The organism is Streptomyces sp. NPDC002513 (genome assembly GCF_053595355.1).
Genome location: NZ_JBSFXK010000005.1, coordinates 20,534 through 41,997 on the forward strand (window position 1 = coordinate 20,534; position 21,464 = coordinate 41,997).

The 21,464-nt window shown below is 72.3% G+C and carries 17 protein-coding genes; 4 read left to right on the forward strand and 13 right to left on the reverse strand.

Annotation, left to right across the window (positions count from 1 at the left end):
• Positions 1–92: 92 nt before the first annotated feature.
• The 3 genes from ACWD5Q_RS05335 to dhaK form a co-directional block, all read right to left on the reverse strand.
• Positions 93–509, reverse strand: coding sequence for a PTS-dependent dihydroxyacetone kinase phosphotransferase subunit DhaM (locus ACWD5Q_RS05335; protein ID WP_451425672.1), 417 nt, complete (start codon positions 507–509; stop codon positions 93–95).
• Positions 502–1,101 (reverse strand): dihydroxyacetone kinase subunit DhaL, encoded by a 600-nt coding sequence (gene dhaL, locus ACWD5Q_RS05340; protein WP_451425673.1) that lies wholly within the window; start codon positions 1,099–1,101, stop codon positions 502–504. Before dhaL ends, ACWD5Q_RS05335 begins: the two co-directional genes overlap by 8 nt.
• A gap of 67 nt (positions 1,102–1,168) precedes the next feature.
• Positions 1,169–2,161 (reverse strand): dihydroxyacetone kinase subunit DhaK, encoded by a 993-nt coding sequence (gene dhaK, locus ACWD5Q_RS05345; RefSeq protein WP_451425674.1) that lies wholly within the window; start codon positions 2,159–2,161, stop codon positions 1,169–1,171.
• Positions 2,162–2,454: 293 nt separating this feature from the next.
• Here dhaK and ACWD5Q_RS05350 point away from each other — a divergent pair, with 293 nt between their 5' ends.
• Positions 2,455–3,810, forward strand: coding sequence for an NAD(P)/FAD-dependent oxidoreductase (locus tag ACWD5Q_RS05350; protein WP_451425675.1), 1,356 nt, complete (start codon positions 2,455–2,457; stop codon positions 3,808–3,810).
• Positions 3,811–4,016: 206 nt separating this feature from the next.
• Here the strand turns inward: ACWD5Q_RS05350 and ACWD5Q_RS05355 are convergent, their stop codons facing one another.
• A complete protein-coding gene (locus ACWD5Q_RS05355) occupies positions 4,017–4,985 on the reverse strand; it encodes a ferritin family protein (RefSeq protein WP_451425676.1) in 969 nt (322 codons plus the stop codon).
• 271 nt (positions 4,986–5,256) lie between these two features.
• Here ACWD5Q_RS05355 and ACWD5Q_RS05360 point away from each other — a divergent pair, with 271 nt between their 5' ends.
• Entirely contained in the window at positions 5,257–6,054 is a 798-nt protein-coding gene (locus ACWD5Q_RS05360; protein ID WP_451425816.1) for an oxygenase MpaB family protein, read from the forward strand.
• Between the two features lie 62 nt (positions 6,055–6,116).
• Positions 6,117–7,706: a phytoene desaturase family protein gene (locus tag ACWD5Q_RS05365; RefSeq protein ID WP_451425677.1), complete on the forward strand. Its 1,590-nt coding sequence runs from the start codon at positions 6,117–6,119 to the stop codon at positions 7,704–7,706.
• Between the two features lie 157 nt (positions 7,707–7,863).
• Here ACWD5Q_RS05365 and ACWD5Q_RS05370 read toward each other — a convergent pair whose 3' ends face one another.
• On the reverse strand, positions 7,864–8,061 hold the full coding sequence (locus tag ACWD5Q_RS05370) for a hypothetical protein (protein WP_451425678.1): 198 nt from the start codon (positions 8,059–8,061) through the stop codon (positions 7,864–7,866).
• Positions 8,062–8,459: 398 nt separating this feature from the next.
• Here ACWD5Q_RS05370 and ACWD5Q_RS05375 point away from each other — a divergent pair, with 398 nt between their 5' ends.
• Positions 8,460–9,959, forward strand: coding sequence for an acyl-CoA synthetase (locus ACWD5Q_RS05375; protein WP_451425679.1), 1,500 nt, complete (start codon positions 8,460–8,462; stop codon positions 9,957–9,959).
• A gap of 6 nt (positions 9,960–9,965) precedes the next feature.
• Here ACWD5Q_RS05375 and paaK read toward each other — a convergent pair whose 3' ends face one another.
• From paaK to ACWD5Q_RS05415, 8 genes are all read right to left on the reverse strand, one after another.
• The gene (gene paaK / locus ACWD5Q_RS05380; protein ID WP_451425680.1) at positions 9,966–11,261 is read right to left on the reverse strand and encodes a phenylacetate--CoA ligase PaaK; all 1,296 of its coding nucleotides are present in this window, start codon (positions 11,259–11,261) and stop codon (positions 9,966–9,968) included.
• Between the two features lie 563 nt (positions 11,262–11,824).
• A complete protein-coding gene (locus tag ACWD5Q_RS05385; protein WP_451425681.1) occupies positions 11,825–12,421 on the reverse strand; it encodes a GTP-binding protein in 597 nt (198 codons plus the stop codon).
• Entirely contained in the window at positions 12,402–12,776 is a 375-nt protein-coding gene (locus tag ACWD5Q_RS05390; RefSeq protein ID WP_451425682.1) for a DUF742 domain-containing protein, read from the reverse strand. The genes ACWD5Q_RS05385 and ACWD5Q_RS05390 overlap by 20 nt, the downstream gene beginning before the upstream one ends.
• Positions 12,769–13,200 (reverse strand): roadblock/LC7 domain-containing protein, encoded by a 432-nt coding sequence (locus ACWD5Q_RS05395; protein ID WP_451425683.1) that lies wholly within the window; start codon positions 13,198–13,200, stop codon positions 12,769–12,771. Before ACWD5Q_RS05395 ends, ACWD5Q_RS05390 begins: the two co-directional genes overlap by 8 nt.
• Positions 13,201–13,214: 14 nt before the next feature.
• Entirely contained in the window at positions 13,215–15,839 is a 2,625-nt protein-coding gene (locus ACWD5Q_RS05400; protein ID WP_451425684.1) for a nitrate- and nitrite sensing domain-containing protein, read from the reverse strand.
• Between the two features lie 320 nt (positions 15,840–16,159).
• Positions 16,160–17,344 (reverse strand): NAD(P)/FAD-dependent oxidoreductase, encoded by a 1,185-nt coding sequence (locus ACWD5Q_RS05405; protein ID WP_451425685.1) that lies wholly within the window; start codon positions 17,342–17,344, stop codon positions 16,160–16,162.
• Positions 17,345–17,411: 67 nt separating this feature from the next.
• Positions 17,412–18,950, reverse strand: a complete 1,539-nt coding sequence (locus tag ACWD5Q_RS05410; RefSeq protein WP_451425686.1) for an amino acid adenylation domain-containing protein — start codon at positions 18,948–18,950, stop codon at positions 17,412–17,414.
• Positions 18,947–20,893, reverse strand: coding sequence for a beta-ketoacyl synthase N-terminal-like domain-containing protein (locus ACWD5Q_RS05415; protein WP_451425687.1), 1,947 nt, complete (start codon positions 20,891–20,893; stop codon positions 18,947–18,949). Before ACWD5Q_RS05415 ends, ACWD5Q_RS05410 begins: the two co-directional genes overlap by 4 nt.
• Positions 20,894–21,464: the final 571 nt, after the last annotated feature.

The window sequence follows — 21,464 nt, forward strand, 5'->3', positions numbered from 1 at the left end:
GGGGCGGCTTTGCGGGAGCAGCCGTTCGAGGCGGCCGTGCGGGAGCCGCCGCCAGGGCGCTGCGGCGACGGCTCCCGGGCAATCCGGTCGCGTCACTCCTTCCGGTACGCGTACGCCTCCGTGGCCGCCGCCTCCACCGCCGCCAGATCCGCGCCCGCCGAGGCCGTGACGACCGCGGCGACCGCGCCCTCCACGAAGGGGGCGTCCACCAGCCGGGTGTTCTCCGGGAGTTCGTCGCCCTCCGCCAGCAGCGCCTTCACGGTGAGCACGGCGCTGCCCAGGTCCGCGAGCACGGCGACCCCGGCCCCCCGGTCCACGGCGGCGGCCGCCGCGGCGACCAGCTCGGAACTGGTACCGAGCCCGCCGTCGGCCGTGCCGCCGGCCGGCGCGACGGGCACCGCCGTGGAGCCGCCCGCCAGCCCCTTCGCCAGTTCCGCGACGGACTCGGCGACGGCGGCGCTGTGCGAGACGAGCACGATGCCGACCAGCTTGTCGGGGGTGTCACTCACCTGCGGCCTCCACGAGTGCGGCGATCAGCAGGGCCGAGGACGTGGCACCGGGGTCCTGGTGCCCGATGCTGCGCTCGCCCAGATAACTCGCCCGCCCCTTGCGGGCCAGCAACGGCGTCGTCGCGACAGCGCCCTCCTCGGCCGCGGCCGCGGCCGCCGCGAACGAGGTGGCCAGCGCGTCCACCGCGGGCACCAGGGCGTCGATCATGGTCTTGTCGCCGGGCGCGGCGCCGCCGAGCGCCATGACCCCGTCCACGCCCGCCCGCAGCGCCTGTGCGAACTGCTCCTCGGTGACCTCATCGGAGTCCCCGAGCGCCTTGCCGGCGCGGCGCAGCAGCGTGCCGTACAGCGGACCGGAGGCGCCGCCCACGGTCGAGATCAGCTGTTTGCCGGCGAGCTGGAGGACCTCGCCGGGGGTGCCCGGTGCCTCCTTTTCCAGGACGGCGGCGACCGCGCGGAAGCCGCGTTGCAGATTGCTGCCGTGGTCGGCGTCGCCGATCGGCGAGTCGAGCGCGGTCAGTCGCTCCGCCTCGCGGTCGACGGACACGGCGGTAGCCGTCATCCAACGGCGGAAGAAGTCGGCGTCGAGCACTGGATCTCCTTGCGTGGTACGGGCGTTGACCTCACTCACGGTTTTGCGGCAGCCGTGTGCCGGGGGCTCACCGGCCCCAGCGCAGGGCCGGCGTACTGACCGGCGCGTCCCACAGCCGCAGCAGTTCCTCGTCGATCTGGCACAGGGTGACCGACGCGCCGGCCATGTCGAGCGAGGTGACGTAGTTGCCGACAAGGGTGCGGGCCACGGCGACGCCGCGCTCGGACAGCGCCCGCTGCACCTCGGCGTTGTAGCCGTACAGCTCCAGCAGCGGGGTGGCGCCCATCCCGTTGACCAGGACCAGTACGGGATTGCGCGGCGGCATGTCGTCGAGGATGGCGTCCACGGAGACGTCGGCGATCTCGCGCGCGGTCATCATCGCGCGCCGCTCACGCCCCGGCTCACCGTGGATGCCGATGCCCAATTCCAGTTCGCCCGGCGGGAGATCGAAGGTCGGGCTCCCCTTCGCGGGCGTGGTGACGGCGCTGAGGGCGATACCGAAGCTGCGCGCGTTCTCGTTGACCTGCCGGGCGATGGACTGCACACGCTCCAGCGGCTGCCCCTCCTCCGCCGCCGCCCCCGCGATCTTCTCCACGAACAGGGTGGCACCGGTGCCGCGCCGGCCCGCCGTGAAGAGGCTGTCGGTCACGGCGACGTCATCGTTGACCAGCACCTTCGCGATCTGGACGCCCTCGTCCTCGGCCAGCTCGGCGGCCATGTCGAAGTTGAGCACGTCACCGGTGTAGTTCTTGATGATGAACAGCACGCCGGCGCCGCTGTCCACGGCCGCCGCGGCGCGCGTCATCTGATCGGGCACCGGGGAGGTGAACACCTCGCCGGGACACGCGGCCGAGAGCATGCCCGGGCCCACGAAACCGCCGTGCAGCGGCTCGTGCCCCGAGCCGCCGCCGGAGACCAGCGCGACCTTCCCCGCGACCGGGGCGTCCCGCCGTACGATCACCCGGTTCTCCACGTCGATGGTCAGTTCGGGATGCGCGGCCGCCATGCCCCGCAGCGCGTCCGAGACCACCGTCTCCGGAACGTTGATCAGCATCTTCATGGGAGCCTCCTGACGTGCCTGGCGGTCTTCGGCCTCGGTGGCCGTGAGCGCTGAGCGGTGAGCCACTGTCGGCAGTATCCGTGTTCGAGGGGCGCTGGTCACGTGCGTCGATATTCTCGGGCGTGTACGGGGGTTGGGGGCCGCACGGTGGCAGGCCGGACCCGCACACTCCGCGTCGCCTCGCGGCAAAGCCCGGTCGGGTCCGGACCGAGGGCGTCGACGGATCGGTGGCGGGCCGGGCCCGAGTTGCCTAGCGTTGCAGGCGTAGATGTCTCCAGCTGGAGGGACTTGTGATGACCGTGCCCCGGATTCTGATAGTCGGCGGCGGATTCGCCGGGATGGAGACCGCACGCAAACTGGAGCGCATCCTCAAACCCGCCGAGGCCACGCTCAGGCTTGTCACGCCCTACGACCACCAGCTCTATCTGCCGCTGCTCCCGCACGTCGCGGCCGGCATCCTCACCCCGCAGTCCGTCGCGGTCAGCCTGCGGCGGCTGCTGCGCCGCACCGTCATCGTCCCCGGCGGCGCCGTCGGCGTCGACCCGGCCGCCAAGGCCGTCGTGGTGCGGAAGATCAACGGTGAGACGACCGTCGAGCACTACGACTATCTGGTGCTGACACCGGGCAGCGTGACGCGGCAGTTCGACATCCCCGGAGTCGAGGAGCACGCGGTGGGCATGAAGACGCTCGCCGAGGCGGCCTGGCTCCGCGACCACGTCATCTCCCAGCTCGACCTGGCCGCCGCGAGCTCCGACCGGTCCGAGCGCGAGTCCCGGCTGCGGTTCGTGGTCGTGGGCGGCGGCTACGCCGGTACCGAGACCGCCGCGTATCTGCACCACCTCACCACCGCCGCCGTCCGGCGCTACCCGGGCCTCGACCCGGCGCTCATCAAGTGGCATCTCATCGACGTCGCGCCCAAGCTCATGCCGGAACTCGGCGACCGGCTGGGCGCACGGGCCCTCACCCTCCTCAAGCGGCGCGGCCTCGACATCTCCCTCGGGGTCTCCGTCGCCAAGGCCACGCGCGACACCGTCACCTTCACCGACGGCCGCACCCTGCCGTGCCGCACCCTGATCTGGACCGCGGGGGTGGCGGCCAGCCCGCTGATCGCCACAGTGGACACCGAGACCAACCGCGGCCGGCTGGTCGTCCGCCCCGACCTGAGCGTGCCGGGCCTGGACGGCGTCTTCGCCCTGGGGGACGCCGCCGCGGTGCCCGACCTGTACAAGGGGGCCGACGCGGTCTGCCCGCCGACCGCCCAGCACGCGATGCGCCAGGGCTGGGCCGCCGCGAAGAACGTGGCGGCGGCGCTGCACGGCACACCGCTCACCCCCTACCGCCACCGGGACATGGGTCTCGTCGTCGACCTCGGCGGCTTCCAGGCCGTCTCCAAGCCGCTCGGCGTGGAGCTGACCGGACCGCCCGCGGAGTTCGTCGCGCGCGGCTACCATCTCGCCGCCCTGCGCACGGTTCCGGCCCGCATGCGCACCATGACCAACTGGACGCTCAACGCGCTGACGGGTTACGACTTCGTCCGCACCGGTCTTCAGGCCGGCCGCCCCGCCACGCTCGCGGACTTCGAGCGCTCCGACGTCTACCTCGCGCCGGACGCGATCACTTCCCACACGGCGCCGGGGCCGACGGGCTGAGCACCGGGGCCGACCGCCGCCCGGTGGTCACTCCGTCAGGGGCGAATGCCCAGGCTGGCTCGGCTTCTTCGACGAGGCGGCGCAGGCGGGCGTTTTGTGGGCGGCACCGTTGCGGCGTACGGGGATCGGGCCGCGTTCGATCGTTGCGCGTCGACCGGCCGGTCGTTCTTGCCTTGCCTCCGGCCGGTCTCGCGGCTTGGCCGGAGTCAGGGCAGCCGGCTGAGGGCCTGCTGGAAGGCGGCTGCGTGCTTGGCCTCGTCGGCGGCGGTGTCGCGGAAGTAGCGGGCGGCGTCGGTGTCGCCGACGGCGGTGGCCCGCTCGGCGAACCCCGGGTACAGGTTGGTGGCCTCGTGGTGCTCCCCGGTGACGGCCTTGCGCAGGTTCTCCTTCGTGGTACCCACGTGCCCGGCCAGGACCGCTTCTCCGGCGAAGTGTTCCTGCAGCTCGACCCCGGCCGTGCCCTCGAACAGGCGGGCCAGGGCGGGGTTGCCGGACTGCCGGGCGCGGGCGGCGAAGAGCATGTAGTTGGCGTGGGCGAGCCCCTCACCGTGCATCGCGGTGTCGAGGTTGGCCTTGGTGCGGGCGGCCTTCACCTTCGGCAGCCCTGCGGACACCGGCACCAAGTCGGCCTTCGGCGGCGCCGGAATGGTGCCGTGGCCGGTGGTCACGACGCTCAGCGCGGTGCGGTAGGCGTCGCGATGGCGGCCCTCGTCCGCGGCGATCTCGGAGAACAGGTTGGCGGCCTCGAGGTCTCCGTCCGCGCGTGCCTGGTCGGCGAAGCGGCGGTACATGACCTGATGCTCGTAGGTTTCGCCGTCGATGGCCCGGCGCAGGTTGGCCGCGTCCGTTCCGACCACGCCGGCCAGGGCGGCCGCCTCGCGCAGGTGCTCGTTCATCTCGGTCTGCGCTGTGGTCCGGAAGAGCTTGCCCACGGCCGGGTGGCCCTCGCGGTCGGCCTGGGCGGCGTAGAGGTTGTAGGAGGCGTAGGCGAACCCCTCGCCCTTCATCGTGGCCGCGAGGTCTGAGAGCGTCTGCGGGACCGGAGTCCGGACGGCGGTGTACGCGGCCCGGTGCTGATCGGCCGGCCCTGCCAGGGCCACGGCCGTGGCAGCCTGCGAGGCTGCCGTCAGCGCGCACAGACCGACCAGGAGCCTACGTATCGAGTGGCGGGACATGACGTCCTCCTTCGGGGCACTTGGGGTGCGAGCTCCTTCGGGGCGCTGTGGGTGCGGGCGCCCTCTCCTCAGGGGACTCGCACACGTACACCCCCGCCCCTTCACGTAATCCTTTCGAGTGAATACACACAGTGATTGCCCGCCTCGTCGGTCGACGTGGTGGACGACCCGTGCACCCTCCTGGAAGGCCACGCGGCGCTACCCTGGCCCGGTGGACGCCCCAGACGCGGTCGATCCGGGGCTCTTCGGCCCCCGCTCGGTGACCTGGCAGATGCACGGCGACCCCATGATGTGGGTCGCCGGTGTCCGCGCGCTCTATCTCCAGGCGCTGTATCCGCGGGCCGTACGCGGGGTACTGCAGAACTCCGACTTCCGCAGCGACGCCTGGGGCCGGCTGCTGCGTACCGCCCGTTTCGTGGGCACGCGGACCTACGGCACCGCCGAGGCCGCCGAGCGGGCGGCCGCCCGCGTGCGCAGGATCCACCGCCTGCTCCGGGTGACGGATCCCGACACGGGCGAGCGCTACGGCGTGGACGAACCGGAGCTGCTGCTGTGGGTGCACTGTGCCGAGATCGACTCCTACCTCCAGGTCCTGCGGCGCTCGGGCTTCCGGCTCACCGACGCTCAGGCCGACCGGTACATCCGTGAGAACCGGGTCGCCGCGGCCCTCGTAGGGCTCGACCCGGACCACGTCCCGGGTGACCAGGCCGCACTGGCCGACTACTTCGCCAAGACGCGGTCCCGGCTCGCCGCCGGAACCGAGGCGCGCGAGGTGGACGACTTTCTGCGCCGGCCGCCGGTCCACCCGGCGCTTCTCCCGGCGCGCGCCCTGCTGTGGCGGCGCGTGGCGAACCTCGCGTATGCCGCCCTGCCCCCGTACGCCCACGCGTTGTACGGCCGGCCGGCTCCGGGACCCGCGGCGGTGACCCGGCGCCTGTGTGTCACCGGCACGGTGTTGCGCTGTGTCCCCGCCCGGCTGCGCTGGCAGCTGCCGCCCCAGCACATCCTCCGGGCGATGGCCAGACTCGGCCCCGGCGCGCGTCCCGCACCGTACAAAGTCGGCGGATGACGGGGCCGCCTCCGCGCGGCCCGGCTCTGGCCGGGCCGGATCATGGCGTGCTACCAAGAGACATGCCTGCACATGAGGGACACGAGGGACACGAGAGCTACGACGCCGTGATCGTCGGCGGGGGGCACAACGGGCTGGTCGCCGCCGCCTATCTCGCCCGGGCCGGGCGTTCCGTACTGGTGCTCGAACGGCTGGACCGCACAGGGGGCGCCGCCGTGTCCACCCGGCCGTTCGCCGGGGTCGACGCGCGGCTGTCGCGCTACTCGTACCTGGTCAGCCTGCTGCCGCGGAAGGTCGTCCGGGATCTGGGCCTGGACTTCCGGGTGCGCGGGCGCACCGTGTCCTCGTACACCCCCGTCGAACGCGGCGGGCGCCCCACCGGCCTCCTCGTCGGCGGCGGCGAGCGGCGCACCCGGCAGGCGTTCGCCCGGCTCACCGGATCCGACCGGGAGTACGAGGCCTGGCAGCGCTTCTACGGGATGACCGGGCACGTCGCCGAACGGGTGTTCCCCACGCTCACCGAGCCGCTGCCCACCCGGGACGAACTGCGCCGCCGCATCGACGACGAGGAGGCGTGGCAGGCGCTGTTCGAGGAGCCGATCGGCGTCGCCGTCGAGCGGACCTTCGCCGACGACCTGGTCCGCGGGGTCGTGCTGACCGACGCGCTCATCGGCACCTTCGCCGACGCCCACGATGTCTCGCTGCGGCAGAACCGCTGCTTCGTCTACCACGTGATCGGCGGCGGTACGGGCGCCTGGGATGTCCCGGTCGGCGGCATGGGCGCGCTGACCGACGCGCTGGCGGCGGCCGCGCGGGCCGCCGGCGCGGTGATCGCCACCGGGCACGAGGTGGTGGGCATCGAGAGCGACGGGCGCACCGCGGACGTCGCGTTCCGCACCGCGGACGGCGACGGCACCGTCTCCGCCCGGCACGTCCTGGTGAACGCCTCGCCGCAGGAGCTGGCCCGGCTCACCGGCGACACCCCGCCCGCCCCGGCGGAGGGCGCCCAGCTCAAGGTGAACATGCTGCTCAAGCGGCTGCCCGCGCTGCGCGACCCCGGGGTCGATCCGCGCGAGGCCTTCTCGGGGACCTTTCACATCGCCGAGGGATACGAGCAACTGGCCACCGCGCACACGCAGGCGGCCGCGGGCACGCTGCCCGCCGCGCCGCCCTCGGAGATCTACTGCCACTCGCTCACCGACCCGACGATCCTCGGCCCCGGCCTCGTCGAGCGGGGTTACCAGACCCTCACCCTCTTCGGCCTGCACACCCCCGCGCGGCTCTTCGAACGCGACAACGACGGCGTACGGGAGGAGTTGCTGAAGTCCACGCTGGCCCAACTGGACGCCCACCTCGCCGAGCCGCTGGAGGACTGTCTGGCCACGGACGCGGACGGGCGCCCCTGCATCGAGGCGAAGACGCCGCTCGACCTGGAACGGGATCTGCGGCTGCCCGGCGGCAACATCTTCCACCGGGAGCTGGCCTGGCCCTACGCACAGGAGGGCACGGGACGCTGGGGCGTGGAGACCCGTCATGCCAACGTCCTGCTGTGCGGCGCGGGCGCGGTGCGCGGTGGCGGGGTGAGCGGGGTGCCGGGGCACAACGCGGCCATGGCGGTTCTCGAAGACCCGGGGAACGCCGCACGGGGATAGGCGCGCCGCGCGGCGCAATCGCGCCGGGGCGGACGGTCACCTTATCTGACGGGGCATCAGGAATACTCTTCCTTCCTCCCGGTGGCTGCGGCATCCTGCGCCCATGCAGACGGAGCTGAGCAAGGGAGGGCCGCACCCGTCCGCTGTGAGGCCGGGGTCAGGCCTCGGGGTCCGCGACGATGCGCCAGTGACCGACCTCCTGGTAGTCCGAGTCGTGGACGGCCGCGCCGTCGCCGGGTTTCAGGGCGTAGTGGCCGAGGTTGCCGCCCCAGTACCGGAGGATGCGTCCCAGCTCGCGTGCGGCATCCTCCGTGGACCACCCGTCGGCCATGTCGACTTCGAGAAGAAACCTCACGCGCGTCGCCTTTCCCTCATGGATGTGTTCGGCCCGGGTCACCGGGCGCGACCTGCGGTATCAATTGTTTCATTCAAGTGCCCTTGGAGACTTTGACGTCCCTCACCGCTGGTCGCCCCTGCCGGATGCCGGAAAAGTCTCAACCGGGGACGAGGGCATAGGCTGAGTGCGTTCGGCGGCCGACGGCAGGGGAGCGGACGTGGGGGACCGGCTGCGGGTCAGCGATCTGGCGCGGACGGCGGGGATCTCGGTCCAGCAGGTCCGCACCTATCCGCGGCCCTGCACGCCTATCTGTGCTTTCTCGCAGTCACCCCCTGACCGCCCGCGACAGGATTGACCCGCCGCGTGTACCGCCAGGAGGATCGCGCCACAGGCAAGGGCGGACGAAGGGGTGGTTCATGACGGCGGGACGAAGCGTCACGGTCGACGGCACACTGCGGCGCAGCGCCCGGCGCACCCCGGAGCGGGTCGCGATCCGGTACGACGACCGGTCGTGGACCTACGCCGAACTCGACGACGCCGTCTCCCGTGCCGCCCGCCTCCTGCGCGAGAGCGGACCGGTCCCCGGCGACCGGGTCGGCGCCTACGGCCGCAACTCCGACGCGTATCTGATCGGCTTCCTGGCCTGTGCCCGCGCCGGACTGGTGCATGTGCCGGTCAACCACAACCTCACCGGCGACGACCTCGCCTACCTCGTCGAGCAGTCCGGCTGCGCACTCGTCCTCGCCGATCCGGACCTCGCCGGGAACCTTCCCGAGGGCGTACGCGTACGGCCGCTGCGGGGCGCGGACGACTCCCTGCTCGCCCGCCTCGCGGCGACCGAGCCGTGGGACGGCGCGGAACCGCGCGGCGAGGACCTGGTGCAACTGCTGTACACATCCGGTACGACCGCGCTGCCCAAGGGCGCGATGATGACGCACCGGGCGCTGGTGCACGAGTACCTCAGTGCGATCACCGCACTCGACCTCAGCGCGGGCGACCGGCCCGTGCACGCGCTGCCGCTCTACCACTCGGCGCAGATGCACGTCTTCCTGCTGCCGTATCTCGCCGTCGGCGCGACCAGCGTCATCCTGGACGCGCCCGACGGCGACCGGCTCTTCGATCTGATCGAGACGGGCGGCGCGGACAGTCTGTTCGCGCCGCCCACCGTGTGGATCGCCCTCGCGGGCCGCGCGGACTTCGCCACGCGCGACCTGAGCGGGCTGCGCAAGGCCTACTACGGCGCCTCGATCATGCCCGTGCCCGTCCTGGAGCGCCTCAAGGAGCGGCTGCCGAATCTCGCGTTCTACAACTGTTTCGGACAGAGCGAGATCGGCCCGCTGGCCATGGTCCTCGGGCCTCATGAGCACAAGGGGCGCCTGGACTCCTGCGGGCGCCCCGTGCTGTTCGTGGAGGCGAAGCTGGTCGACGAGTCCGGCACGGACGTGCCCGACGGGGAGCGGGGCGAGATCGTCTACCGGTCACCGCAGTTGTGCGAGGGGTACTGGGACAAGCCCGAGGAGAGTGCCGAGGCCTTCCGCGACGGCTGGTTCCACTCGGGCGATCTCGCCGTGCGGGACACGGACGGCTATTTCACGATCGTCGACCGGGTCAAGGACGTCATCAACTCCGGTGGCGTGCTGGTCGCCTCGCGGCAGGTCGAGGACGCGCTGTACACCCACGAGCGGGTCGCCGAGGTCGCGGTGATCGGCCTGCCCGACCAGCGGTGGATCGAGGCGGTCACCGCGGTCGTCGTGGCGCGCGGGGAGGTGACCGAGAGCGAACTCCTCGCGCACGCACGCGAGAAGCTCGCCCGCTTCAAGGTCCCCAAGCGGGTGCTGTTCGTGGACGAGCTGCCCCGCAACGCGAGCGGGAAGATCCTCAAGCGGGCGCTGCGGGACCGCTTCGCCCGGCCCTGAGGCGGATCAGCGCCGTCGCAGATCCACGATCCGCCGGATCTTGCCCATCGACCGCTCCAGCGACTCCGGTTCGACGATCTCCACACCGACGGAGACGCCGACCCCCTCCTTCACGGCCGCGGCGATGGTGAGCGCCGCCGCGCTGCGCTGGTCGGGAGTGGCGCCGGCCCGGGCCTCGACCCGCACCGTCAGCGCGTCGAGACGTCCCTCGCAAGTGAGCCGGAGCTGGAAGTGCGGTGCCACCCCGGGGGTGCGCAGCACGATCTCCTCGATCTGGGTGGGGAAGAGGTTGACCCCGCGCAGGATCACCAAGTCGTCGCTGCGGCCGGTGATCTTCTCGATCCGCCGGAAGGTCCGGGCGGTGCCCGGCAGCAGCCGGGTCAGGTCCCGGGTCCGGTAGCGGATGACGGGCATGGCCTCCTTGGTGAGGGAGGTGAACACCAGCTCGCCCTCCGCACCGTCGGGCAGCACCTCGCCGGTGAGGGGATCGACGATCTCGGGGTAGAAGTGGTCCTCCCACACATGCAGGCCGTCCTTGGTCTCGACGCACTCCTGTGCCACGCCCGGTCCGATCACCTCCGACAGCCCGTAGATGTCGACGGCGTCGATCGCGAACCGCTCCTCGATCTCGCGCCGCATCTCCTCGGTCCACGGCTCGGCGCCGAAGATCCCGACGCGCAGGGAGGTGGTGCGCGGGTCGACGCCCTGGCGCTCGAACTCGTCGAGGAGGGTCAGCATGTACGACGGGGTCACCATGATGACGTCCGGCCTGAGGTCCTGGATGAGCCGCACCTGCCGGGCCGTCATGCCGCCGGAGGCCGGGATCACCGTACAGCCGAGGCGTTCGGCGCCGTAGTGGGCGCCGAGGCCGCCGGTGAACAGGCCGTAGCCGTAGGCCACGTGCACGGTGTCGCCGGGGCGTCCGCCCGCCGCGCGGATCGACCGGGCCACCATGTCCGCCCACAGCGACAGGTCGTTGTCGGTGTACCCGACGACGGTGGGGTGCCCGGTGGTGCCGCTGGAGGCGTGGATCCGCCGGATCCGCTCGCGGGGCACGGCGAACATCCCGTACGGGTAGTTCTCCCGCAGATCGGCCTTCACGGTGAACGGGAACCGGGCGAGATCGGTGAGCGTCCGGCAGTCGTCCGGGTGGACCCCCGCCTTGTCGAAGGCGTCCCGGTAGAAGGGCACGTGCGCGTACGCGTGCCGCAGCGAGGCCCGCAACCGCTCCAGCTGCAGGTCCCGCAGTGCCTCCGGATCGAGCCGTTCCCCCGCGTCCAGCAGGTCCTGCGCGTTCGCCATGAGGGCGTCTCCCTCGTCAATCACACCATTCCGGGCGACCGATCATTCGGTCGGATCTTGTGGGGATCAGTAATCCAGCTCATCGGCCCGAAGGCAAGAGGCTGGTCCCCACTTTTCGGCGGCGCTTCCGTGTTCGGCCACGTGCGTGCTCCGGACATGACATTGCGCCCGGGCCCGCCCTGCCGCGAAGATCGGGACATGCCACACTTCGCCGCGTACGACGGGACCCGCCTCGCCTGCCACCTGCGAGGAGAGGGCGAGCCGCCCGTCGTGCTGCCGGGACGGGGGCAGTCGCCAGAGCACCCGAAGATCCCCCCCCCATGGCTCGGCTCGCCACCGGCGTACCGGACCACGTACACGCCGGTCCACCGCATGCGGCACTCGTCGGACGGCGTGTGACGGGTGCCGGGAGGGAATCAGGCGTTCTCGTGCGCGCCGCGGATCAGTTCCCCGAACCGGCCGGGCGTCGCCTCACCCGTGAACTCCTCGCGGGCCCCCGGCTCTTCGAGGGACGCGTATGCGTCGCCGGCCGGGAGCGGCGCGGTCTCGACCGCGGGCGGCCGTCAGGGGCCCGCCAGCGGTGCCAGGCGCGCGGCGGCCCGGGCGCGTGCCGCCTCCAGCACCGCGAGCAGGACCGCCTTGCTGGAGCCGCGGTCGCGTACGTCGCAGAGGATGACCGGCGTCGACGCGTCGAGGTCCAGCGCCGCCCGTACCTCCTCGGCGGTGCAGTCCCGCTGCCCGTCGAAGCAGTTCACCCCCACCGCGAACGGGATCTTCCGTGCCTCGAAGAAGTCGATCGAGGCGAACGAGGCGTCCAGGCGCCGTGTGTCCGCGAGGACGACGGCGGCCAGGGCGCCCGTCGCCAGGTCGTCCCACATGAACCAGAACCGGTCCTGACCGGGCGTACCGAACAGATAGAGCACCAGCTCGGGCGCGATGGTGATCCGGCCGAAGTCCATGGCGACCGTCGTGGACGTCTTGCCCTCCACACCGGACAGGTCGTCGATCCCGAGGCTCGCCTCGGTCATGCGCTCCTCGGTCTCCAGCGGGGGCACCTCGCTCACCGAGCCCACCATGGTCGTCTTGCCCACGCCGAAGCCACCCGCGATCAGGATCTTCAGCGCGGTCGGCATGACCGGCTCAGAGCTGACGGATACCATCCATCACCCTTTCGATGAGTTCCACACTGGGCAGATCGTCCTGACCGGGCGGTGCCTGGACGATGATGAGCGCGGCGTTGAGCAGATCCCCGCAGAGGATCTTCACCACGCTCACCGGAAGGTCCAGATGTGCGGCGATCTCGGCGAGCGCCACCGCGCGGTCCCGGCACAGTTCGAGGATCTCGGCCGACTCCGGCTCCAGATACTCGTCGTCGAACTCATGCGCGGATCGCGAGACGACCAGGGTGATCAGTGTGAAGGTGTGCTGGCTGTGGCGGGTGCGCCCGCCCGTGATGGCGTACGGCCGTAAGTGACGCCCGGCCTCCGCACCGTCGAGCCATCGCGGTTCACGCATCCTGAATATGACTGCCGGACGGGGTCTTGATGCGGGGGGCGGCACTGAGGTACTGGCCGACCTGCTTGACCAGTGTGCCCATCTCGAAGGCCATCATGCCGACATCCACTTCCTCCGTGGCGATCGCGGCCAGCCGGGCCCCGCGGCCCGCGGCGGTGACGAACAGGAACGCCCTCTCCATCTGAATGACCGTCTGCTGGACCTCACCGCCGTGGAAATGGCGCGCCGCACCCCGGGCCAGGCTGTGCATGCCCGATCCCACCGCGGACAGGTGTTCGGCGTCGTCCCGGCGCAGGTCCTTCGACTTGCCGATGAGGAGGCCGTCCCCGGAGAGCACGATGGCACAACGGATCTCCGGGATCCGGTCCACCAAGCCGTCGAGGAGCCAGTCCAGCTGGGGACCGGGTTGTACCTGCTCAGTCATTGCGTAACGTTCCCTCACAGTCGGTGGGCATCGGGATCCCTCGCATCCCCCGGCCGGCCGTCCGGACCGGCCGGCCTGTTCATCTCGGACATCCGGGCCCGCTTCAGCCCTTGCTGAATGGCGATCATCGCGCGCGCCGACGCGTCCGGTGAGATGACGCCGTTGTCCTCCTCGCCCTCGGGCCGGCCATGTGTCTGTGCCGCTTCCCGGCGCAGCTGTTGCGCGAGGCTGGCTCCCCGGGTCCGGTGCGGCAGGACCCGGGGGGTCGTCAGGGGGCGCCCCGCATCGGACACCGGCGCCTGCCCGGCGGCCCCTGCGCCGGGTTCACGGCCGGGCGGCGGTCCGGCCTGCCCGGTCGCCATCGCGGAAGGCCCGGGCGTCACCGTGGAAGGCTCGGACGCCGCTGCGGATGCTCCGGTCGCCATCGCGGAAGACCCGGGCTGCGAGCCGGAAGCCGCCGGATGGCCCGTGGTGTGCGCCCGCGGGCCCGGGGTGTCCCGGTTCGGCCCCCACGGGCCGGGCCCGGACGGCACAGGGTGGTCCGACACGGGTGGCAACAGACCCGCACCTCCGTATCCGGGGAAGCCGCTGTGGTCGGGAAGGCGTGTGTGCGTGAGTGTGTCCCCGCCGGCGTCCACCGCGGCGGCCGCGAACCCGGCGGCCCCCACCGGCGTGCCCGCCGGTGCCTGCTCCTCCGTGGCCGCGGGCACCCTGTCCTCGATGCCCCAGGCGGCCTGCGACCGCTCGGGCTCCAGCGCCTGGCTGGCCGCCGCGGCGGCCGACCTGAGCTGGTCCAGGACCGGCGAATCGAGCTCCTCCAGCAAGGCCGAGGGCAGCAGGACGACGACGAGCGTGCCCCCGTAGACGGAGTCGCGCAGCTCCACCTTGATCTTGTGCCGCTCGGCGAGCCGGGCCACCACGAAGTGACCGAGCCGCGGATCCTCCCCGAGGGACGTCATGTCCAGCTTGGGCGGATGGGCGAGCAACTCGTTGGCGTACGCCATCTTGTCGGGCGGCACACCGAGACCGTGGTCCTCGACATGGATGGCGAGGCCCTTGGCCACCTTCGTCGCGCTCACGGACACCTGGGTGTCCGGCGGGGAGAAGCTCGTGCCGTTCTCGATCAGCTCGGCCAGCAGATGCGTGACGTCCGCGACGGCCCGCCCCGCGAGGGCGACACGCCGGTCCGCGGGCAGGTTCTTCACCTTCACACGGGTGTACTGCTCGGTCTCGGCGACCGCGCTGCGCATCACATCCGTGAGGGACACCGGCGCGGTCATCCGGCGGCTGGGCGGGGAACCGCTGAGGATCACCAGGTTCTCCGCGTGGCGCCGCACACGGGTGGCGAGGTGGTCGACCTTGAAGATGTCCTTCAGCAGGTCGGAGTCCTCGTGCTTGCGCTCCAGGTCGTCCAGGAGCGAGATGAGGCGGTGGATCAGGATCTGGGTGCGCCGGATGAGCTGGGCGAAGACCTTCTCGGTGCCCTCGCGGCCCACGGACTGGCGCCTCGTGGTGTCCGCCGCGACCCGGCCCAGCCGGTCGATGGCGCCGGCCAGCCGCTCCAGCTCGTCCGTGCCGTGGGGGCCCTGCGGGGCGAGCACGGCCGGGTCGACCCGCTCGCCCCGTTCTATTCGGGTGAGCAGTTGGGGCAGCGTGCGGGTCAGCTCCTCGGTCCACGACTGCAGTTCGGAGACCCGGCTCAGCGTGGCGCCCCGGGCGCGCAGCGCCAGCACCGCGCCGCCGGCGAGTGCGGCCAGCGTGGCGGCGGTGCCCAGGAGCAGGCCGAGCAGCAGGTCGTCGGCCCGGCCCGAGGCGTCGTCGGCCAGCCCCTGAAGGGAGTCCGTGCCCAGTGACCCGAGATCACCGAGGACATCGTCGGCGGCGCCCCGCCACGACGAAGACGTCCGCGGCAGCCCGGTGTCCTTCGCCGTGGCCACGGAGTCGCCGACCGTACCCAGCGTGGCCCACCGCGGGCCATCGGTGATCCCGGCATACGCGGCCGCCCCGGCGGGCAGGTCCCGGGCGGTCAGGCCCGCGCCGAACTCCCGCTGAAGCGCCAGATACTCCGCGAACTGGGCGCGCGTCGCCTCGGACATGCGGCCGGAGGGCAGCGCGCCGGACAGCAGGGCGTCCTGACGCGAGAGCATCTCCGTGATCTGCACCACGGAAGCGGTGGCGGCACCCCCGTGCGCCAGCGAGGCGTCGTCGCTGCGTACGGCCGCCGTGACGAGGGAGACGCCCTCGGTGATGGTGCCGGTGAAGTACTGGAAGGCGTCGGCGGCGGAGAGGGTGCGCCCGTCGATCGCCTCGCGACGGTCGGGGAGCGACGCCAGCGCGTCGTCGAGCGCCTGCGCCCGGCGCCGCAGGGTCGCGGTGTCCGGGCTTCCCGCGGCCCGGTAGGCCGCGACAACGGCGTCGGTCTTCTTGCGGGCGATGTCGAGGTCCGTACGGGCGGCGCCGGTACGGCTCGCCTGCCAGCCGGCGGTGCGGCGACGCTCGTTCTGCAGGGCGGCCAGCACGTCCTGGGCCGGCCGGGCGACGGTCGCGTCCTGGTCCGCGTCGGCCTGCAACCGGATGTGCTCGTCGACGAGACCGGCCGCCGTGTAGCCCCACAGTCCGGTGAGACAGACGGCGGGCACGACGAAGGGCAGGACAAACGAGAATCGGAGAGATCTGCGCGGAGCGGACCTGTGGCGTGTCCGCCGGTCGCGGGTGCCTGGCATCTGATTCCTCGTACGGCAGCGAAACACTGGTTCGGTAGGGACGGTGCGAAGCGCCGGGTCTCGCCGGGGGCGGCGACGTGACTCACCGTCACCGAAGTCGGCGATCAGGCTGCACCGTATCAGGATCATGGCTCAGCGTCAGCAGTCCTCCATGTCAACTGTGGACCGAATGAGAGGAGTTGACGGGCGGTCGCGGGGGTGAATTGCCAGCGTTGTCCGGCGGGAGGGCAACCGGATCAGAGCAGAGCGAGAAGCTTGGGTGTATACAGGGCTCCCGCCGTCTCGATTCCGGCCACCATGTCGAAGTAGATGGCCGTCAGTTCGGGGTCCGTCTGCACCGCCCGCAGCAGGGACAGCCGCTGTTCGTGCGGTGTGAGGTGGGCAACGCCGAGCGTCGCTTCATAGCCGGGCATCAGAGCGGCGTCACGGTCCGCGGCGAACTCCGCGAGAGCCGCGTCGAGCTGGGCCGGATCGCCGCCGAGCCGCCCGTCCAGACGGCGTACGAGGGTCTCGGCCTGGAGGAACGCGTCGCTGATCCCCCGCGCGGTGATGGAGTCCTTGTGGTGCCCCGCGTCGCCCACCAGGACCCAGCCTGGCCCGGTCGCCTGGCGGAAGAAGTTCTGCTGGTCGCCGGTGCCGCGCAGCCGCTCCACCGGCTCCTTGTCGCGCAGCCGCTCGTACAGACGGGGGGCGGTGGTGCGGATCTGCTCGCGGTAGGCCCGGTGCGCGTCGGCGCGGACCTCCGCGAACCGGGACTGCGGGAAGTAGGCGAGGACGAGGGTGGCCGCGTCATGGGTCGCCACCGCCGCCACCCAGCTCCCGGGCCTCTCGTGCAGCTCCAGCACGGCCGGCACGTCCTGCCAGTACGTGTAGTAGGCACAGGTCAGCCGGGGATCCTCCACCGTGTACGGCGCCCGTACGAGATGGGCGACGGTGGACCGCATCCCGTCGGCCCCGATGACCAGGCGGGCGCGTTCGGCGAAGGCGCGGCCCCGGTGACGGCCCTCCACCCCGACGACGCGTCCGCTCTCGTCGCGCAGCAGTCCGGTCACCCGGCAGCGGTCGCGCACCTCGACCCCGGCCGCCCCCGCCGCCTCCACCAGGATGGCGTCCAGCACATGGCGCCGCGGCGCGTAGGAGGCCCGCTGCCCCTCCACCCCCCGGGCGCACCCCTCCAGATGGATGTCGGCGACCTCGTAGACCACGCTCTCCAGGGGCGGGCACCCGGACGCCCGCACGGTGTCCAGCAGTCCCCAGCGCGCCAGCGCGGCCACGCCGGGCTGGTGGATGAGGTGGGTGGAGAGCGTGTCGGTGCCGGACGGTGCCTTGTCGAGCAGGAGCACCCGGTACCCCGCTCTGGCGAGCAGCAGGGCGGTGGGCGCACCGGCGCACCGCGCGCCTACCACGATGGCGTCGAACATCTGGGTCGCCTCACAACTGACGTCGGGAAGTGGGGTGGTGTGGTGCCGGGGTCCGGACCCGCACGGGTCAGCGGGAGCGCCCGAGTTCCTCGCGCAGGAGCCGCCGGTCGACCTTGCCGTTGTCGTTCAGCGGGAGGTGGTCGAGGACGGTGATCCGGCGCGGCAGCATGTACGGCGGCAGGCGGTCGCTCAGGGCCGCGTAGAGTCCGTCGGGGTCGCAGCCGGTGGCGCTGACCGCCGCCTGGAGTTCCGGTTCGCCGTCGGGGGCGGGAAGGGCGAGGACGATCGCCTCCCGCACCTGTGGCAGCCGCCGCAACGCCGCCTCGATCTCCCCGAGTTCGATCCGGTGGCCGCGGATCTTCACCTGGTGGTCGGTCCGCCCGAGATGGACGAGGTGCCCGTCGCGCAGGGCGACCCGGTCCCCGGTGCGGTACCAGTGCAGATCGGTGGGCGGCTCGTCGCCCCCGGGGCGGCCGTCGGGGGCCAGGAAGCGGCCCGCGTCGTTCGCCGGGTCGAGGTATCCGGGGAAGCGCAGGGGCCCGCGGACGCACAGTTCGCCGCTGTCTGAGGGCCGTCCGTCCTCGTCGAGCAGGAGCAGGTCGAGCACCGGGTACGCGGTGCCGATGGGAGCGGTCCCGTTCGGGGTGTCGGGCCAGTCGGCCGGGTCGTCGGGAAACCGGTACGCGGTGCAGGAGACGGTGAGTTCGGTGGGACCGTAGAGCACCTCGAGGCGGCTGTCCGGGGCGGCGGCCCGCCACTGCCGGGCCATGTCCAGGGTGAGCGGCTCGCCGCCGAAGACGCTCCACCGCAGCGTGGGCATGCTGCCCGGCTTCAGGGTGCCGAGGCGGGAGGCGAAGGAGATCAGCGAGGGCACCGAGAACCAGTGGGTGAGCCGCAGATTGTTGATCGTCCTCACCGGCGACAGCAACTGGCTGCGCTGGGGCACCACGAGCGTGCCACCGCCGGCCCAGGCGACGAACAGGTCGTGCACGGAGCCGTCGAAGGTCAGTTCGAAGGACTGCGACAGCCGGCTGCCCGGTGCGACGCCGTACCGGGGGGCGACCTGTTCCAGGTAGGCGCAGAGGTTGCGGTGCGGGATCGGTACGCCCTTGGGGGCGCCGGTCGAGCCGGACGTGAAGATGATGTACGCGAGGTCGTCCGGACCGGGCTGCGGGTACGCGGCCTCGGGGGCCGGAGCGGCCGCGAGTGCGGCCAGTTCCGCGGGGCCCACGGTGAGGACGGGCACGCCCGGGTCGGCGTCCCCCGCGTCGGCGTCGGCGAGCACGACCTCCGCCTCGGCGGCCTTCACGATGTCCGCCGTGCGGGCGGAGGGATGCTCGGGGTTGAGGGGGACGACGGCGGCGCCGGTCCGCAGGGCGGCGAGGTAGCCGGCGTACGCGGTCACCGAGCGGCTCGCCAGCAGGCCCACCCGACGCGGGGGGACGCCGCCGGCCGCGTCGACCAGCCGGGCGGCGAGCCGTTCCGCGAGGTCGCGCAGGTCCGCGTAGGTGATCCGGTCCTCGCCCACCTCCAGTGCGACGGCCTTGTCGCCGTAGGCGTCCGCGGAGCGGGCGAACCAGTCGTAGGCGGTCTCCGGCCGGGTCATCGGGCGGCCCCCTCGAGGGCGCGTGTCCACTGGCGCAGTTCGCCCACGGTGCGCAGCCTGCCGAACTCCTCCGGGTCGACCTCCTGGCTGGACCGCTTGGTCAGCTCCACCACGATCCGCAGCCTCGCCAGGGAGTCGATGCCGATGTCGGTGAGGGTGGAGGCGTCGTCGAACCCGGTGCGGGCGTGCTCGCGCAGCACCCAGGCCGCCAGGTCGCCCCCGTCGTCGTGCTGTTCGCCGGGCCAGTACCGCTGGGTCTGCCAGGGGTAGGCGGGCAGCGGCACGAAGCGGCCGCCGTCCCCGAACACCCTGGCCCAGTCCACGTCCTCGCCCCGGCGGTAGCGGCCGGCGACGGCCGTCAGAGGCCTGCCGCCCACTCCGGGAGATCCGCCGAGTGCCGCGGCCAGCTCCTCGTGGCTCGCTCCTATGACCGCCAGCCGATGGGCGTGATGTGACCGGCGGGTGGCCGCGCTGAAGCAGATGTCGCGCACCGGGTACGCGGCACCCGCGCCGTCCGGGGAGAGGTAGTCGGCGTACGACCGGGCGAGCGCCTCCAGGGCGGCGGGGCTCCGCGCCGAGAGTGCGAGAACGTACGGAGTGCGGCGCTCCGGCTCGGCGGGTATGCCGGGTGCCTCGGCGGGGGCGGGCCGGCGGATCACCACGTGTGCGTTGAGCGCCGAGGAGCCCTGCCCGGAGATCCCGGCGACGGCGGGCCGGTCCGTGCGCGGCAGGTCGGTGAGCGCGTCGGGCACCACCAGCGGCAGCTCGTCCCAGGGCACCTGGGGGTTCGGGGTGGTCAGGTGCAGGGTGGCGGGAACCTGGCCGTGCTCCAGGCAGAGCACGGTCTTGACCAGCCCGGCCAGCCCGCCCGCGGCCTCCGCGTGCCCGATGTTCGTCTTGACCGAGCCGACGAGCAGCGGCCGGTCCGCCGGCCGCCCGTCGCCCAGCACCCGGCCCAGCGCGGTCAGTTCGAGGGGGTCGAGCGCGGGCGACCCGGAGCCGTGCGCCTCGACGAAGTCGACGTCCGAGGGGGCGATCCCGGCGTCCTCGTACGCCCAGCGGAGCACGTCGATCTGGCCCTGGAGGGAGGGGTTGAGCACCGAGTCGCTGGTGCGGCCGTCGTTGCCGACGGCGCTGCCCTGGATGACGGCGCGGATACGGTCCCCGTCGGCCAGCGCGTCCGTCAGGCGCTTGAGGACGACGACCGCCACCGCGTCGCCGGGGGCATGGCCGTCGGCGCTCGCGTCGCCGAACTTGCTGCGCCCGTCGGCGGCCATGCCGCCCGCCTGGCTCATCACCAGCTCCTCGTCCGGGCGCAGTTTGATGTTGACGCCCGCGGCCAGTGCCAGGGGACTTTCGCGGGCCCGCAGGCTCTGCACGGCCTGGTGGACGGCGACCAGCGAGGACGAGCATGCTGTGTCCACGACAATGCTGGGGCCGCGGAGGTCGAAGGCATGGGAGAGCCGGGCAGGCAGCAGTGAGCGGAAGTTGTTCAGCTGCGAGGCGGTGGCGCCCTCCGGGCCCCGGCGCAGGGCCAGCTCCAGATAGTCCGCACGGGCGTTGCCCACGAACACCCCGGCCCGGGTTCCGGCGAGCAGGTCGGGCCGCTGTCCCGCGTCCTCCAGGGCCTCCCAGGCCGTCATCAGCAGCAGCCGCTGCTGCGGGTCGAGTTCCACCGCCTCCGTGGCGGACATTCCGAAGAACTCGGCGTCGAACTCGGCGACCTGGTCCACATAGCCCGCGCGACGGCCCGCTATGCGGCCGGGGCCCGGGGTGGGGGAGTGGAGCGCGTCCACGTCGTAACGCTCAGGCGGTGTCTCGCTGGTGGCGTCGACGCCGTCGGTCAGCAGGTCCCACAGCTCGTCGGGCCCCGAGGCGCCGGGGAGCCGGCAGGCCATGCCGATCACCGCCACCGACCGGGCGTCCACGTCCGACCTGTTCATGACGTCACTCCTTCGATGCTTCGCCACTGTCCCTACGGGATGGCGCAGTTGACCTTTCCGCATGACCGTGCGGGGGCTGACGCGGCGTCACGGCATTGCTGGGCGGCGCCATGGGCACGGCCTCGCGTCCAGCACGCCGTCATACCGCCGGCCCCCGTTTCCGGGCGGAAGAGGGCGGTGAGGCCTTCAGCCCCGGATGTCGTCGTACCGGGTTCGCCCGTCAGTCGGGCGAGTCCCCGGGGAAGGACGGCGGGCCCTCGCCTCCGCGGGGGTGCCCGGCCGCCGAAAGCGGCGTGGATCTTGGCGTGAACTCATGCACGGCGCTCTGGCCGAAACGGCGCCGTCGTGCCCGCTTCCGACGGGCGGCCCGCAGTTCGAACCGTACTTGCCCCACCCTGCTGTGCCCTCTCTCGCAAGTGCATCGCACACACTCATCACACAGGGATCGCATCAGCACGACGCGCCCCACCCGCCCCGTTCACCGGGCGTTCGAACCAAAGTTCGATCATTCGATGGGGCGTTGGATCGGACGCCTCAGCGTCGAAATCCAGCCCACCGCATGATTGTCGTA

Coding starts and splice junctions, on each gene's coding strand:
- dhaK (WP_451425674.1), bottom strand. CDS start 2,161: ATGAAGATGCTGATCAACGTTCCGGAGACGGTGGTCTCGGACGCGCTG.
- ACWD5Q_RS05350 (WP_451425675.1), top strand. CDS start 2,455: ATGACCGTGCCCCGGATTCTGATAGTCGGCGGCGGATTCGCCGGGATG.
- ACWD5Q_RS05355 (WP_451425676.1), bottom strand. CDS start 4,985: ATGTCCCGCCACTCGATACGTAGGCTCCTGGTCGGTCTGTGCGCGCTG.
- ACWD5Q_RS05360 (WP_451425816.1), top strand. CDS start 5,257: ATGCACGGCGACCCCATGATGTGGGTCGCCGGTGTCCGCGCGCTCTAT.
- ACWD5Q_RS05365 (WP_451425677.1), top strand. CDS start 6,117: ATGCCTGCACATGAGGGACACGAGGGACACGAGAGCTACGACGCCGTG.
- ACWD5Q_RS05375 (WP_451425679.1), top strand. CDS start 8,460: ATGACGGCGGGACGAAGCGTCACGGTCGACGGCACACTGCGGCGCAGC.
- paaK (WP_451425680.1), bottom strand. CDS start 11,261: ATGGCGAACGCGCAGGACCTGCTGGACGCGGGGGAACGGCTCGATCCG.
- ACWD5Q_RS05385 (WP_451425681.1), bottom strand. CDS start 12,421: ATGGTATCCGTCAGCTCTGAGCCGGTCATGCCGACCGCGCTGAAGATC.
- ACWD5Q_RS05390 (WP_451425682.1), bottom strand. CDS start 12,776: ATGCGTGAACCGCGATGGCTCGACGGTGCGGAGGCCGGGCGTCACTTA.
- ACWD5Q_RS05395 (WP_451425683.1), bottom strand. CDS start 13,200: ATGACTGAGCAGGTACAACCCGGTCCCCAGCTGGACTGGCTCCTCGAC.
- ACWD5Q_RS05405 (WP_451425685.1), bottom strand. CDS start 17,344: ATGTTCGACGCCATCGTGGTAGGCGCGCGGTGCGCCGGTGCGCCCACC.
- ACWD5Q_RS05410 (WP_451425686.1), bottom strand. CDS start 18,950: ATGACCCGGCCGGAGACCGCCTACGACTGGTTCGCCCGCTCCGCGGAC.
- ACWD5Q_RS05415 (WP_451425687.1), bottom strand. CDS start 20,893: ATGAACAGGTCGGACGTGGACGCCCGGTCGGTGGCGGTGATCGGCATG.